At 44.9% G+C, this 15842-nt stretch carries 11 protein-coding genes; 10 read left to right on the forward strand and 1 reads right to left on the reverse strand.

Going from position 1 to position 15842, the window contains the following annotated elements; genetic code table 11:
• The first annotated feature begins 144 nt into the window (after positions 1-144).
• The 7 genes from DB520_RS04560 (at position 145) to DB520_RS04590 (ending at position 10982) form a co-directional block, all read left to right on the forward strand.
• Positions 145-3363, forward strand: coding sequence for a SusC/RagA family TonB-linked outer membrane protein (locus tag DB520_RS04560; protein ID WP_114748427.1), 3219 nt, complete (start codon positions 145-147; stop codon positions 3361-3363).
• A gap of 20 nt (positions 3364-3383) precedes the next feature.
• Positions 3384-4856, forward strand: coding sequence for a RagB/SusD family nutrient uptake outer membrane protein (locus DB520_RS04565; protein WP_114748428.1), 1473 nt, complete (start codon positions 3384-3386; stop codon positions 4854-4856).
• 42 nt (positions 4857-4898) lie between these two features.
• Positions 4899-6074, forward strand: a complete 1176-nt coding sequence (locus tag DB520_RS04570; protein ID WP_114748429.1) for a sialidase family protein — start codon at positions 4899-4901, stop codon at positions 6072-6074.
• Entirely contained in the window at positions 6071-7006 is a 936-nt protein-coding gene (locus tag DB520_RS04575) for a dihydrodipicolinate synthase family protein (protein ID WP_114748430.1), read from the forward strand. The genes DB520_RS04570 and DB520_RS04575 overlap by 4 nt, the downstream gene beginning before the upstream one ends.
• A 208-nt stretch (positions 7007-7214) precedes the next feature.
• A complete protein-coding gene (locus DB520_RS04580) occupies positions 7215-8228 on the forward strand; it encodes a glycoside hydrolase family protein (protein ID WP_232834837.1) in 1014 nt (337 codons plus the stop codon).
• A gap of 4 nt (positions 8229-8232) precedes the next feature.
• Positions 8233-9426, forward strand: a complete 1194-nt coding sequence (locus tag DB520_RS04585; RefSeq protein WP_232834838.1) for a sialidase family protein — start codon at positions 8233-8235, stop codon at positions 9424-9426.
• Positions 9427-9533: 107 nt separating this feature from the next.
• Positions 9534-10982: a glycoside hydrolase family protein gene (locus DB520_RS04590; RefSeq protein ID WP_114748431.1), complete on the forward strand. Its 1449-nt coding sequence runs from the start codon at positions 9534-9536 to the stop codon at positions 10980-10982.
• Positions 10983-11179: 197 nt separating this feature from the next.
• Here DB520_RS04590 and DB520_RS04595 read toward each other — a convergent pair whose 3' ends face one another.
• Positions 11180-12058: an AraC family transcriptional regulator gene (locus tag DB520_RS04595; protein ID WP_114748795.1), complete on the reverse strand. Its 879-nt coding sequence runs from the start codon at positions 12056-12058 to the stop codon at positions 11180-11182.
• Between the two features lie 503 nt (positions 12059-12561).
• Between DB520_RS04595 and DB520_RS04600 the strand changes: the two genes are divergently transcribed.
• From DB520_RS04600 to DB520_RS04610, 3 genes are read left to right on the forward strand one after another with little or no spacing between them, the layout of a single operon-like run.
• Positions 12562-13533, forward strand: a complete 972-nt coding sequence (locus DB520_RS04600; RefSeq protein ID WP_114748432.1) for a 3-hydroxyacyl-CoA dehydrogenase family protein — start codon at positions 12562-12564, stop codon at positions 13531-13533.
• A 5-nt stretch (positions 13534-13538) separates the two neighbouring features.
• Positions 13539-14858, forward strand: coding sequence for an aspartate aminotransferase family protein (locus tag DB520_RS04605; protein ID WP_114748433.1), 1320 nt, complete (start codon positions 13539-13541; stop codon positions 14856-14858).
• On the forward strand, positions 14855-15835 hold the full coding sequence (locus DB520_RS04610; protein ID WP_114748434.1) for a 3-hydroxyacyl-CoA dehydrogenase family protein: 981 nt from the start codon (positions 14855-14857) through the stop codon (positions 15833-15835). Before DB520_RS04605 ends, DB520_RS04610 begins: the two co-directional genes overlap by 4 nt.
• The last annotated feature ends 7 nt before the right edge of the window (positions 15836-15842 follow it).

Consider the following 15842-nt stretch of genomic DNA (forward strand, 5'->3'; position numbering starts at 1 on the left):
AAATGGATAATCCAAATTTAAATCATTTCCATATGAAATCGAGCATGACGCAAGCGACACACGGAGGGATAATTAAGATTGCGAGATTCCCCCGAAACGAGTTCGGGGCAGGCTATGTGGCAAATAAAAATCAATTATAAACACATGAAAAGATCTTTACATTTTCCAAAGCAATGGGAGAAAAGTATCCTGTTAATCTACTTGCTGCTTGTGGTCCATTTAGGACACTCCCAAACAGGAAGCTTAATCCGTGGCACCGTCATGGATGAAGGAGGGGAGTCCATCCCCGGGGTAAACGTGTTGGTGAAAGGCACCTCAGTAGGTACCATTACGGATATCGATGGCAGTTATTCCATCAATGTACCGCAAGGTAGCAATACCTTGGTGTTTTCATTCATTGGTTACCGAACACGGGAGGAAGTGATGGACGGAAGAAGCCAAATCAACGTTAGACTTGAATCCGCTCTATCCGATATGGAAGAGGTAGTAGTGATTGGATTCGGGGAACAGTCCAGAGAGGTTTTGACCACCTCAATAACCAAAGTGGACAGCAAGGCCTTGGAATCGATTCCCTATCCAAATGCCGCATCTGCATTACAGGGTACCGTATCCGGGGTGAGGGTACAAAGTACCTCCGGACAGCCCGGGGCAGCTCCGAGAGTAATTGTGCGAGGGGGAACCTCTATTAATAATCCTAATGCAGCAGCTCCTTTGTATATAATAGATGGAGTGATTCGCCCTGATATGAATGATCTCTCGGCGGATGATATCGAGAATATGCAAGTATTGAAAGATGCTGCAGCCACTTCCATTTATGGGGCCAGGGCCTCCAATGGCGTAGTAATCATCACTACCAAATCAGGGAAGGCGGGACAAACTAGAGTAAATTACCGTTATGATTTGACACTGTCTGATCCAGGTAAACTCTATGAAATGGCTAATGCAAGACAGTATTTGACTGCATATCGGTTAGGTCATATCCGCCCGGATAAATTTCCAGATGAGACCGTGCGACTCACCTTGCCAAATGGGTTTGGAACAGGAAACGACTTAACCAATGGTACTGCTTTTACCACCCAATACCTTTCCTCGGAAAATGAACATAAATTGAATGAGGGATGGGAAAGTATGCCAGACCCGGTAGATCCCTCCAGAACCCTGATTTTTCAGGACAACGATATTCAATCGTTAATTTACCAAACAGGGGTATCGCATAATCATCATGTAAGTGTTCAAGGAGGAACTGAAAAGGCTACTTTTAATGCAGGTTTAGGATATTTGAGTAATGAAGGAACTGTAATTACCACCAAATACGACCGTCTAACCTTTAACCTGAACGGAGACATTAAAGTAAAAGATAACCTAAGTGTTTACGGGAGATTACTTTATACTTATAACACTACCAACACCACTGGACAGTCTTCTGCAGTGACATTTTACAGATCTGCAGGTCTGGCGCCCACCGCTAAAATTTATTTCGAGGACGGCACCTTGGCACCTGGTACAGCAGCTAATATTGGAAATCCGATCTATTTCCTAAACAACAGGGTGGCTGAAAGTACTGGGGAGAAATCCACCTACACTGTCGGGGCAAAATGGGACATCTTACCGGGATTGTCTTTTGATCCGCAGTTGTCCATGTACAATATAAACAACAATTCGTATAACTTTCAGCCGGGATTTTTAAACGGGCCGTTAAATTTTGTAGATACCCGTGTGGCAAACGCATCTACTTACCAATGGAGGCAGCGGCAGGCGGATTTAGTATTGTCCTATGGAAAAACCTTTGGGCAGGCACATAACCTAGACGCCAAGTTGGGCTTTGCTTATTTTGACCGTAACATCACTACCATGAGTGCATCTGGCAGGGGGGCGTCGACTGACCTAATCCCTACCTTAAATGCATCCAGTGAGCCGACATCGGTAAACAGCTCCATTACCGACCAGGTAATATTGGGATACTTTGGGCGGGTAAATTACGACTTTGACCAAAAATACTTATTCTCCCTTAATATGAGGTACGACGGTGCATCCAATCTCGGTGCTGCCAATAAATGGGGTTTTTTCCCAGGGATCTCGGCAGGTTGGAACCTTCACAGGGAGGAATTTTGGCAAAATGCGATTCCGGATAATTTGCTTAGGTTGAAGTTGCGTGCAAGCTATGGGGAAAATGGAAATATTGGTGGTCTTGGCGATTTTGCCGCACAGGGGGCTTATGGGGTAGGCGCAAGGTATGCGGGTTTGCCTGCGATCCAAAACACCATTATTCCTAATCCAGACCTTCAGTGGGAACAATCCAGAACCGTTAACCTTGGAACAGATTTCAGCCTCTTTGACAATAAGGTGAATTTTATCGTGGATGTGTACAGGAGAGTTACTGACAACCTGATAACCAGTCTTCCGCTACCTCAGTCCACAGGCTTTGCAAGTGTACTCACTAACCTGGGCAGTTTGGAAAATCGGGGGTTTGAGATGGAGGTTTCTGCACAGGTTCTTCCGGCTAATTCAAGGTTGCAGTGGACCTTGGGTTTCAACGCCTCCAAGGTGAAGAACAAGATACTGCGTTTGCCTCCAAATGGTGTGGACAGAAACCGCGTAGGGGGGGTATTGGTTTGGGACCCAGGTGCTCAGGACTACGTTTGGAAAGGTGGCCTTCAAGAGGGGGGACGCTTGGGTGAAATGTATAGTCGTAAGCAGATTGGTATTTATCCAACCGATGAGGCTGCTGCGGATGCACCAACCGATATGTGGATAGTATCCGCGGACAGGACCAAATATGGAGGAGACACCGAGTGGCTGGACCTAGACGGAAACGGCATGATAGACAGCAGGGATCAGGTCTATATGGGTCAGGAATTCCCCGTCTGGACAGGGGGCATTTCGAACAATATTTCTTACAAGAATTTCAACCTCTATGTGAGAATGGATTATACCACAGGCCACACTATCTTCAATTGGGCGAAGATGTTTATCGATACCAACTTGTTTGGAGATAATAATATGACGGTTGATAAATATGAAAACTCCTGGAAGGAACAAGGGGATATAGCTGAGTATTCCCGTTTCTATTGGGGAGGAGAGCGTGTGCAGCGAAACAACTTCAATGGCACTGTTAATACAGGAAACTCGGTGTTTTTTGAACCTGGAGACTTTCTTTGTATCCGTGAATTGACCCTAAGTTATTCAATGCCACAAGAAATGGTAAGCAGGCTTCGATTGAATGGGGTGCGGTTTAATTTTACAGCCAACAACCTCCATTACTTCACAGCCTATAAAGGGCTGAATCCTGAGGAGGGTGGAAGGGATGATGGTAGATATGCCATTCCAAGGAACCTCAACTTGGGGGTTAACGTGACATTCTAATTATTTAACTAGCCGAAGCCATGAAAAATTTAAAACTATTAGCCATATATTCTTCCCTGCTGTTATTTGCTGGGTCCTGTACAGACACACTTAATGTTGAACCAACGAGTGTGATTACCACAAATAACTTTTGGAGAACGGAGGAAGATGCCAATGGAGCTCTAATGGGGATGTATGTGGAATTGCGAAATTTGTCACAAGGTCTACATCAATTAGGCGAACATCGTAGTGAAGTGATGACTCCAGGCCTGTTTGGGGAAGGTGTTTTTATCCTTCACCGAAATGAAATGAACGCCGACACTCCAGGGCATCCGGATTGGAGTGGGTTTTATCGCGCAATTAACACTGCCAATTTGATTTTGAAAAATGTTCCAAATATAAACTTTGCCTCGGAATCCCGAAAAAACAGTGTGATTGCTCAAGCACATGCCATGAGGGCATTCCTCTATTTTACCATGACCAAAACATGGGGAGACTTGATTATCCGAACCGAACCCACTGAGGGATTTGGCGCAGAGGTTACCCTAAGGGAGAGGGAGTCACAAGCACAAGTTTTTTCCCTGATTAAGCAGGATTTGGAACAGGCCTTACAACTTTTTCCGGATCATACCTTTTCAACGGGTAGGGCTGTTTGGTCAAAACCAGCAACCAATGCGCTGAAGGGGGATGTTTACTTGTGGACTGCCAAGAGATTAGGTGGGGGGAATGCAGATCTAAATATGGCATTGGAAGCCTTAAATGAGGTGGATCAGGGAGATGTTGGTTTATTGGATAATTTTGAGGATGTGTTTCTATTTGAAAATAAGGGAAACAGGGAGATTCTGATGAGCATTCGCCACCAAGACCTGGAGCCCGGAAATTACCTTTGGTTTATGTGGATCATTGGTGCCGCTGCACCCAGCAATATCGACCAGGAAACAAGGGACAAAATCTTTCCAATTGGTGGGGGCCAGGGGTTGATGGTATTGCATGAGCGAGTAAGAAATCAGTTCACCGAGGAGGATACTCGCAGAGATGTGACTTTTTTCGAAATAGAAACCATAGAACCGGACGGAAGCAGAACTTACCTGACCAATATCCAACAAAAATTCCAAGGTACCATTATTGGAGGTAACCGCGTATTTCTAAGTGATCCCATTTTGTATAGGTATGCAGATGTTTTGTTGATGAGAGCGGAGGCAAAAAATGCCCTGGGTCAGGATCCCTCTATAGAAATGAACTTGATAAGACAAAGAGCATATAAAGATAATGGAGACTCCCATGTTTTTATGACTGGAAGCCATGAATATAATGATGGAGAAATCCTTAGGGAGAGGTTGTTGGAGTTGGTGTTGGAAGGCAAGCGCTGGTGGGATTTGGTTCGTTTTGGGAAGGCCTTTGAAATGGTACCGGCCCTCCAAGATAAGGCTGGTCAGGAAAACCTGCTTCTTTTCCCCATTGCCAATACAGTTTTAAGCCAGGAGCCACTTGTGGTGCAAAATCCAGGATATTGAGTCAAATTATTAAATAGATTTGTACACTATTGAACAAATAAAATGAAGACAATTAAAGGGATTGGATTAGGTTTAGGAATATTTATTTTCATAGGAATGGTAATGAAAACAGCCGGCACGGTTCGACAGGATCAACCTGATGCTAGGCATGTGGACCTGAAAATGAATAAAGCTCAAATCCTTGAACGTTTTATTTCCATTGACAACGTCTGCGCCTGGCCAAATTTAACCACGCTGCCTGACGGTACCCGAATAGCAACCATCTTTAACCATCCCAGTCATGCTCGTATGGAGGGAGAAGTTGCCTGCTATGCCTCAACGGACGATGGTAAATTTTGGGAATTGAAAGGTAAACCTACACCAAATGACCCTCAGACTAATCGCATGAACGTGGCAGCCGGGGCAACCTCAAATGGGGATATGTTGGTTGTGGCCTCTGGATGGTCTTTAAAGCCTGGATCTGGCCAGACCGATTTGATGGACCTAGTGGCAGTTTTGCGTCCTTGGGTATCCATATCCAAAGATGGCGGGAAAAGCTGGGATATCAATAAATCCGGTTTTCCAGAAGCTCAGCCAGGGATGACCGAATTCATTCCTTTTGGCGACGTACTTCCGGCAGCAGATGGATCTCTAAGGGTACTGGCCTATGCGCAGTCCCTCGATAAGGAAGTGAATAAGGTTTCCATGTTCAAAAGCGAAGATGATGGTAAGTCTTGGCAGTGGTTGTCGTTTATCAGTGATGCCGAAGGACCCTCGGAATTTACAGGGGGACATAATGAAACGGCCTTTTACCACAATGGAAATGGGCATTGGGTAGCAGCTGCCAGAAGGTGGAGGGCTGGTCAGGCCATGGACCTGTTTGAAAGTGAGGATGACGGTAAAAGTTGGACAATGACCGGAAATCTCACAGATGATAGCCAACACCCTGGACATATCACCTCTCTTGAGGATGGGAGACTATTATTGACCTATGGAAACAGAAAGGTGGGTCAACGTGGGGTGGCTGTCAGGGCCAGTTTGGATAAGGGAAAAACCTGGGGAGAAGAACTGATCATCATTGATGACCTGGATTTTGGACAGGATTGTGGGTATCCAACCAGCGTACAGTTGGACAATGGCAACATCATGACCCTGTACTACTCCAGGGGTATACCAACACATCAGCGTTACCATATGGGCACAGTGATTTGGAAATTACCACTTTCCCAAGTTCGGTGAATCCATTATTAGCAAAGGAAATATCGGGTGTATGGGCCACTTTGATGGTTCCCCTTTCGGCAGACAATTCTATCGATTTTGCAGCTTTATCTGAAGAAATCGATTATTTGCTAGCCAGTAAAGTTTCGGGGATTTATTCTAATGGCACAGCTGGAGAGTTTTACAATCAGAATGAGAACGAATTTGATCGGATAAGCCAACTGCTTGCCGAGAAGTGTGAGGGAGCCAGTATGCCTTTTCAGATAGGCTGTAGCCACATGAGTCCACAGATCTCATTGGAGAGATTAGAAAGGGTAAAGGCATTGAAACCTTCGGCTGTTCAAGTTATTTTACCAGATTGGATGCCAATGGATTTCAGAGAAGTTATTGACTTTTTGGAAAAAATGGCAGCGTATGCTAGCCCTGTTGGATTGGTGCTATATAATCCTCCTCATGCAAAACAGGTGTTGAACCCACACCAATGGGAGAGGCTACTTGGGAAAGGGATACAATTGGTGGGTTGTAAGGTGGCAGGAGGTGATAGCGAATGGTATAAGGCGATGGGGGGTATAATGGAAAAAATAGCAGTGTTTGTTCCCGGCCATCGTTTAGCCACGGGGATTTCACATGGTGCCCAAGGTTCCTATTCAAACGTTGCTTGCCTTAATCCTGTTGCTGCCCGGCGTTGGTATGAAAATATGGTGGTTGACCTCCAAGGTGCATTGATCTTGGAAAAACGAATTCTCAGATTTTTTGAAGAAGCCATATTTCCTTACATAATAAATCAGGGGTATTCCAATACGGCAGTGGATAAATTTCTGGCAGCAGTAGGAGGATGGGGGCCAATAAGCACTAAAGTTAGGTGGCCTTATAAAAGTATTCCGAAAGAAGAAGTAACAAGAGGTAGGAAAATTGCCAAAAAGCTTATCCCCGAATTTATAAATGAACTTTAACAGAACTATGAATTCGAGCCTGCCTGGACGGCAGTCAGGCATGACGAAGACGACACACAGAGGGATGATTATTGAACATGCGAGATTCCATCTGGCCATTAAAAAACAAATTATAATCATATGAAATCTAGCATGACGCAAGCGACACACGGAGGGATGATTAAGATTGCGAGATTCCATGTGGCAAATAAAAATCAATTATAAACACATGAAAAAAATCATAATAACACCCTTTGTGGTGCTGTTCGTTTCCTGTTTTCTTGGAGGATCCTTACAAGGCCAACAGCAAGGATTTCCCATAAAAACGATTTGGGACAAAGCCCCGCATAATGCCTTTCCTGATCTGATTCGATTCAAGAACTATTTCTATGCCGCTGTCAGAGAAGGTAACAACCATATGCCAGATAATAGCGGACAAGTACGGCTTTTACGTTCAAAAGACGGAAATGATTGGGAAGATGTAGGCCTGTTGGAGAAGGAGGGCTACGACGTACGTGAAGCCAGGCTTTCGGTTACCCCTGAAGGTACTATTATGGTCTTAACGGCTGTTGGTATTTATGAAGATGGATACCAGGAACTATTTCCTATGGTCTCCTTTTCCAATAAAAAAGGAATGAATTTCTCTGATTTAGAGCCCACGACCATGGATGTAACGCCCTCCCTGGACTGGATATGGAGCTTGACCTGGCATAAAAAGGTGGGTTACGGGGTAGTTTACCAAATAAAAGAAGAAGGTTGGGAAGCTCATCTCTTAAAGACGAAAGATGGGAGGCATTTCCAAAAAGTATCCCAAATTGATACCGGAGGCAATCCTAATGAAGCAACCGTGCGTTTTGACAGCTCCGGGAAAATGTACGTATTGGTAAGAAGAGAGACAGAGGACCGGATGGGGGTCATAGCCAGTAGCGAGTTTCCTTATCAGGATTGGTCTTTTGAACCAATGAACATCCGATTGGGGGGACCAAATTTTTTGTTTTTGGATAAGCAACATTTGGTGGTCGGCTCTAGGTATCACACCGATGAGGGTTCTAAAACGGCTGTATTTACAACTGGCCTGGATGGTACTATTCGGTCTACCATAGTATTACCTAGCGGAGGGGACACGAGTTACCCCGGTATGGTTTTTTATAAGGATAAGCTCTGGGTAATGTACTATTCCTCCCATGAGCAAAAGTCCAAAATTTACCTCACCCAAATTCCCATACATCAATTAAATCCCTGATTCCATGAAAATATTTTGTGTCAATTTTTTACTCATCGTAAGCATAATATTCAATTCACCAGATTCCATAGCCATATCCTTCCCCAATCCCTCTGACAGTTCACAAAGGGTGGTGGAGAAAGTGAAGGATATAATGATTTACCATGACGAACGCTACTATGCAGCTTTTCCCTCCATTGTGCGCAAGCCCGATGGGGAGTTTCTCCTTTCCTTCCGGCGTTCACCGGATCGGCGAAACTTTGGATCCAAAGGGTATAGCCATACAGATCCCAACAGCTACCTGGTGCAAATGACCTCTAAAGACGGGATTCACTGGTCGGCAGAACCCGAACTGCTTTACGCGCATGATTTTGGTGGTTCTCAGGATCCATGCCTTCTTCAACTTTCCGATGGTACCTTGCTTTGCACAAGTTACGGCTGGACACAGATAAATGAAGAGGATCGGAAAAACCTTCAAACACCTAACGTGACCACCGGATCAGGCTATGTGTTTTTGGGTGGATACCTGGTACGTTCTTCAGATGGTGGGAAATCCTGGAAGGGTCCTTATTACCCTCCACATATCCAACCCGAAATAAATTTCACCCCAACTGGAAATCCGGTTCCTGCCTATAACCGCGGGGCTTTATACGAGGGGAGTGACGGAAGGGTATTTTGGGTGGTTGCCTCCCATGACCAGCAGTCGCCCAGCAAGACCTCCAATCACCTACTGATTTCCAACGACAAAGGGTTTACCTGGCAATATTCCTGCCCTGTGGCTGTAGACGATGAGGTGGTGTTTAACGAAGCCTCTGTATATGAAACCCCCAAAGGGGATATTGTGGCATTTATCCGAAGCGGAAAGTACGAGGATCAAGCTGTAATTGCACGATCCACTGATGGGGGGAAAAGTTTTGGCCCGTGGAAGTCAATGGGGTTCAAGGGCCATCCATTGCAAGCCCTTCGACTACCTGACAACAGGGTATTATTGGTTTACGGATACCGACATGAACCCTATGGGATAAGAGCAAGGATTCTGAATGCAGAGTGTACCGATTTTGAGACCGCAGAGGAGATCATTTTACGGGATGATGGAGGCAGCGGGGATATAGGCTATCCCTGGGCAGTGGTTCTAGATGAAAATTATGCCTTGGTCACCTACTACTTCAATAAGGAAAACCAAACCCGTCACATTGCAGGAACCATCATTAAGTTCTGACAGGGTGCTTTGCAAAGCAAATAAAACATAAAGGGAAATTCCCTGCTATTTTCCCCCGAGGTTTTATCTGTTTATATTTGAGAACAACCCTATTTAATCCTTCGATTATGACCAAGTATTTTCTATTACTTTTCGGTTTTTTTTGCCTTTGTTTGGAGTTACCCAGTGCATTCTGCCAAACACCCTACCACATAGGTTCGGACAGGGAACTTTTTGTGGACCGTACATTGGTCGAATCCCTTGATAATTCTCAAATCGTCATGCATCCTCCTGTAGATCGTGGAAAGGTGTTTTTTTTTGATAAGCCTTGGGAAGGTGCTTTTTCAGCTTATGTGACCATAATACACGAGGGAGGACGCTATAGGGCATATTATCGCGGTGTGCCCACTGCTGGCAAGGACGGGAACGAATCAGAAGTCACCTGCTATGCTGAGTCTGATGATGGGATTCATTGGAAGAAGCCCAATTTGGGCATACATGAAATAGAAGGCAGCAAAAATAATAACGTAATCCTTGCCAATGCCGCTCCCATCACCCATAATTTCAGCCCCTTTTTTGACCAAAACCCCGAAGCAAAACCTTCGGAAAAATACAAAGCCCTGGGAGGTACAAAAAAAAGTGGGTTGGTGGCCTTCGTTTCTGCAGACGGAAAGCACTGGGAAAAAATCCAGGAAGAACCAGTTTTTACCCAAGGGGTCTTTGATTCCCAGAATGTGGTTTTTTGGTCGGAAAGTGAAGACCAGTACGTCTGTTATTTCCGCTCCTGGACAGGAAAGGGGTACAAGGGTTTTCGTTCGGTAAGCCGTACCACCTCCCGGGACTTTATCCATTGGAGCGACCCGGTCCCGATGGGGTTTGGGAATACCCCCTACGAGCACCTATATACCCAGCAGACCAGTCCGTATTTCCGGGCGCCCCATATTTACCTGGCCATAGGTGCCCGTTTTATGCCCAACCGAAAAGTGATTTCGGATCAGGAGGCGGAACGCCTAGGGGTTGATCCCAAGTATTACAATGACTGTTCAGATGTCATCTTGATGTCCTCAAGGGGAGGCAACGAATATGATCGGCAGTTTATGGAGTCCTTTATCCGGCCAGGTATAGGGTTGCAAAATTGGGTCTCCCGCTCCAACTACCCGGCCTTGAATGTGGTCCAGACAGGGGAGGAAGAGATGTCGATCTATGTGAACCAGGATTATGCCCAGCCAAGTGCCCACCTTCGCAGGTATTCCATGAGACTGGATGGCTTTGCGTCCCTTACAGCGGGTTATAATGGAGGAGAAATGCTTACCAAGCCCTTTACCTTCGAGGGGAAAGCCCTGGAGCTGAACTATTCCACATCTGCCGCCGGGGAAATCAGAATTGAACTATTGGATGAGGAGGGGAACAAAATTCCTGGCTTTTCCAAGGAGGAAGCCCAATCGATTATCGGCAATGAAATTTCCAGGCAGGTGTTTTGGAATGGCAGCACGGATGTTTCGGATTTATCAGGGAAACCGGTAAGGATGAAGGTTTATCTTAAAGATGCAGATTTGTATTCTTTCAGGTTTTATTAATTCCTGTATTGATATCGAAATGATAAATAACCATCCCTCCTTCAGGACTTTCATTATTGCCAGATGGATTGGAACAGAATATCTCAAAGAAAGATAAGGCTAACCGGATAGCATTTATTACCTCTGTAGGGTTATAAGTAACTGGAGAATAAAAACCCCAAAACCCTAAATCCCAGATCTTAACTCAAAAAATCCCTTTAAGCCACCTCTTGCATATTGACTACCTTTCTAAATTGCGAGGGGGTCATTTTTTTGTGCTTCTTAAACTGTCTGTTGAAATTGGCCAGGTTGTTGAACCCACATCCAAAGGCTACTTCTACGACGTTCATGTCGGTTTCAGAAAGTAATTTACAGGCATGTCCTATGCGAACAGTATTAAGGTACTCCACAAAGGTAATTCTGTATTGCTCCTTGAAAAAATTGCAGAAGGTTGTCACGGCCATATTGGCCAAAGCGGCGACTTCCGGAAGGCTGATTTCTTTATCGAAATTTTTAAAGATATATTCTTTGATTTTGCTGAGGCGGTCCGAGCCCTGGGGATCTATTTGATTGAGGTAACCCGGACTGGCCAGCAGTTGGTATTCTTTGGTTTGGGAGAGAATATCAAAAATGGAGAGTAAGCTGGATAGACGTTGAATGCCGTTCATATGGACCATACCCATCATAATGGCATTGATTTGTTCTTTAGTGTTCCCATGTAGCGCTATTCCCCTTTGAGAAAGCTTCAGGAAATTTTTGAGGGTTTCCATTTCCGGGATATTCAAAAAGTCCTCTCCCAGAAAGTGTTCCTGAAAATGGATCACAATGGCTTCTGCGCCATTGTCTGTATTCCCATTCATATAGATAGAGTCATTTACCCAAACGTGGGGGAGATAGGGTCCCATACACACCAGGTCACCTTCCCCGAAGTAGCCTATATGGTCTCCAACCATACGTCGACCTGTACTTTTCAATACCAGGACTAGCTCGTATTCCGGATGATAATGCCAAGGACATGGAAAATAGTTACCTTCTTCTTTAAATACAATAAAGGATTTGTCGAAATCCTGCGGTAATCTGACTTCTATCGATTTCATAATATCCTGAATTTGTTGGCATAATAAGATAGATAAAAATCCTGAAAGCTGAAAACAAATGGATCTTACCTGAAAAATAGTATCATAAATATAGAAAAAAATTACAGTTGGCATTCCTAAGCTGTTTAACTTTTGATAAGTGGTATTACAGTCTCAGGCATTGGTGAAAAAGGAGGAGCAAATTTTCATTTAAGCCTGTTAAGTCAACTATTGAGCCTGACTTGGCAGAACAACTCTAGGAATTGAATAGACCAAGAACTCCATGCGGGGCAGGAGGGTATTTTATATAGGATTTTTGATCAGATCATTACCATAAAGAGAATAAGATCCCGGGCCTTCTTCAGGCCAAATCTCGAATTTTTCAATGAAAAATAGTACCACATTTATAGAGGATATTAATAGTATGTTATAAACGTACTTGATACTTTTGATTTTTACAATCTAATGATTAATGGTTGCCTAAGGTGCCAAATGAACAACTTTTAACGGTTAAACTGCAACGGATGATAAAGCGTAAAGATATACCTGAAATTGATACTGGTGTAGTGGGACTGGGCTTGATGGGCAGCAGCATAGCGGCAGCGCTCTTGATAGCTGGACACCCGGTCAAAGGGGTTGCCCCCATTAGCAGTGACATGGAGCAGGCATTACCTAGAATAACCAAACAACTTAAACACGCTGAACAAAGTGGGTTGCTAAAATATTCCCTCTCGCATTACCTGGGTCAATTGTCCTTGTCCGAAGACTTTGGTATATTGAAAAACTGCCGGTTGGTGCAGGAATGTGTGGTGGAAACTACCTCAATTAAATCTGAGGTGTACCGTAAAATTACTGCATCCACCCGCAAAGAAACCGTGATTTCCAGTAATACATCGGCCATTCCTATTAGTATATTACAGGAAGAGGTACCATACCCAGAACGTTTTCTTGGGATCCACTGGGCAGAGCCTGCGTACCTTACCCGGTTTTTGGAAATAACAAAAGGTGCCAAGACGGCTGATAAACCGGCGAATTGGGTGTTTGAACTTGCGCATTTTTGGGATAAGGAGCCTACCTTTCTACAAAAGGACATTCGGGGCTTTGTTACCAACCGGCTGATGTATGCAGTGTATAGAGAAGCCTTTCACTTAATTGAATTAGGGGAGGCAGACATAGAGGACGTAGATAAATCCTTTCGGTATGACGCAGGTTCCTGGATCACCTATATGGGGCTAATAAAAAGGATGGATATGCTGGGCTTAGCGGATTTTGGAGTGGCCCTCAAGCGCTTGTTTCCCCAGTTGAGCAATTCCACCCAGGTGCCGTCTATAATGAAGAAAATGGTAGAAGAAGAGGCACGGGGTGTTCAAAATGCCCTTGGACTCTACCCCTATACAAAGGAGGAAGCAGTCGAATGGGAGCAGGCCTTTGCTGAATTTAACAAAGAAATCTACAGGTTGGCAAAGGAAATTCCCTCCCTACAACCCTATAAATAACCAGTATGTCAGAAAGCCGATACAAAAAATCCAAAGAGTGGCTAGACCGGGCAAGTAAGGTACTTGCCTCTGGAGTATCCTCTGAGTTTAGAAAATACAACCATCCCCACGCCCTTTTTTATACACATGGAAAGGGAGCTAAGGTGTATGATGTGGATGGTAATGAATACCTGGATTTCACCCTGAGCCAGGGTCCCCTTATCCTCGGACACTCCCACCAGGAGGTGTTGGACGCAGTAAATTCCTATTCTGAAGATGGGCAGCTATTTGCCGGGCAGCACCAGCAGGAAGTGGAACTTGCGGAATTCCTGAACAGGGTCATCCCATCTGCGGAGATGATGCGATTTTGCCTGGACGGGTCCGAAGCGGTGCATACGGCCTTTAGGGTAGCCCGATCCAAAACCGGAAAAAACAAATTTCTTCGCTTCGAAGGCCATTACCATGGCTGGCTAGATAATGTGGCGTGGGGGCTATCTACCCCTTCACCCGAGGAACTCGGTGACCGCCTGCATCCCAACGTGTATGCATGGAGCCAGGGGTTGCCTAAACATTCTCAGGATGAATTCCTTGTACTGCCTTGGAATGACCTGGAGCTGGTCCGTAAGACCCTCGAAAATAATCATCAAAACATCGCCGCCATTATCACGGAACCTATGATGTGCAATAGTGGCTGCATTCCTCCCAAACCGGGATTTTTAGAGGGGTTGAGAAGCCTCTGTGATCAATATGGGATTGCACTGATCTTTGATGAGGTGATCACCGGATTTAGGCTTGGACTTTCTGGCGCACAGGGCCATTTTGGGATAGTCCCTGACCTGTCCGTTTTTGCAAAAGCCCTGGGCAGCGGTTATCCTATCAGTGCCATTGTTGGCAAAAAAGAGTGGATGGAGGAGATTTCTACCGCAAGGGTGATTCATGCAGGCACCATGAACGCCTGTAACCCCACAGTTGCGGCAGCTCTTGCCACAGTGCGTATTCTGGAAAGGGACAACCCTTATCCCCGTATGTATGAGTTGGGGGAGAAACTTAGGATGGGACTTAAAAAACAGGCTTCGGAACTAGGTATAAACATGCTGGTCCAGGGATTGGGGCCTGTGATCCATACTGGCTTTATCGATGAGGCGGAGGTACATGATTTTCGAGCTGTACTGGGGTATGATAAAGCAAAGCAAAATCGGTTCATTTCTGGTCTCCATGACCTAGGTCTACGTGTGATTGGAAGAGGGCTCTGGTACATCAGTAGTGTCCATACCGCTGAGCATATCGATGAGGCCCTTGCAAAATCGGAAAGCATTTTGCGTCAAATGAACCAAGAAGGCCAATGAAAATACCCTACCCCTCCATCGCAGTTATTGGAGAAGGACAGCTCTTCCCAGAAATCTCCCTTTGCCTACTGAAGGCAGGTCATCATGTACTGGAATATTGCCCTAATGGTGATGAACCCACTTCTGCAACCCTAGCCAAACTGGAAAATATACATTTTTACCCCAATCAGCTCAAAACCCTAAGGAATTTGAGGGAACTTCCAGATGTGGACATGGTGGTTTTGGTTTCTCCCGAAGATGGACCTGTGAAGCGTGAATTGCTTCGGGAAATTGTGGACATAGTATCGCCAAAAACGGTAATTGCCGTAAATACGGAGAGTTTTTCTCTTGATGAATTGCGGGTAGGACATTCAAACCCTAAGCGCATTATTGGACTTAATTGGGTACAACCAGCTCATATAACGCTCTTTTCCGAATTAATAGTGATGCCTGATACGCCCCCTTTTTTGGTTGATGACATGGTGGATCTGGCCACAACGTACTGGGGCAAGGACCCTTATGTGGTCCATCATGGAAACAGTATTCGTTCAAGGCTAATGGCGGCCATGATTAGGGAGGCTTTTTTTCTGATGGAAAATGGGTATGTGACTGAAGAAGATATAGATAGAGCCTGTAGGAATGATGCCGGTTATTACCTGCCCTTTGCGGGTAATCTTCGGTATATGGATCTTATGGGAACCTACGTATATGGTGTGGTCATGAAGGATTTGAACAATGAACTTGCGACAAACCAGGAACTTCCGGCTTTTTTTCAACAACTTTTAGCAAAACACCCAAAACCAGGTTTGGCCACAGGAGAAGGTTTTTATAGATATACCCAGGAAGAAAAGGAAAAACTGAAAGCAGACTGTCTTGCATTCGGTAAGAAAATTAGAGCCTTGATGGATAAATTTCCTTTTCCGAGGGATAATCCCTACCAAGGACCTAAACCCTTGAAAGAAAGTATGGTATTCCCGGATAAAAATAGGAGCCTCTAATCCAAAA

It is taken from the genome of Pleomorphovibrio marinus (assembly GCF_003347495.1).
GTDB lineage: Bacteria > Bacteroidota > Bacteroidia > Cytophagales > Cyclobacteriaceae > Pleomorphovibrio > Pleomorphovibrio marinus.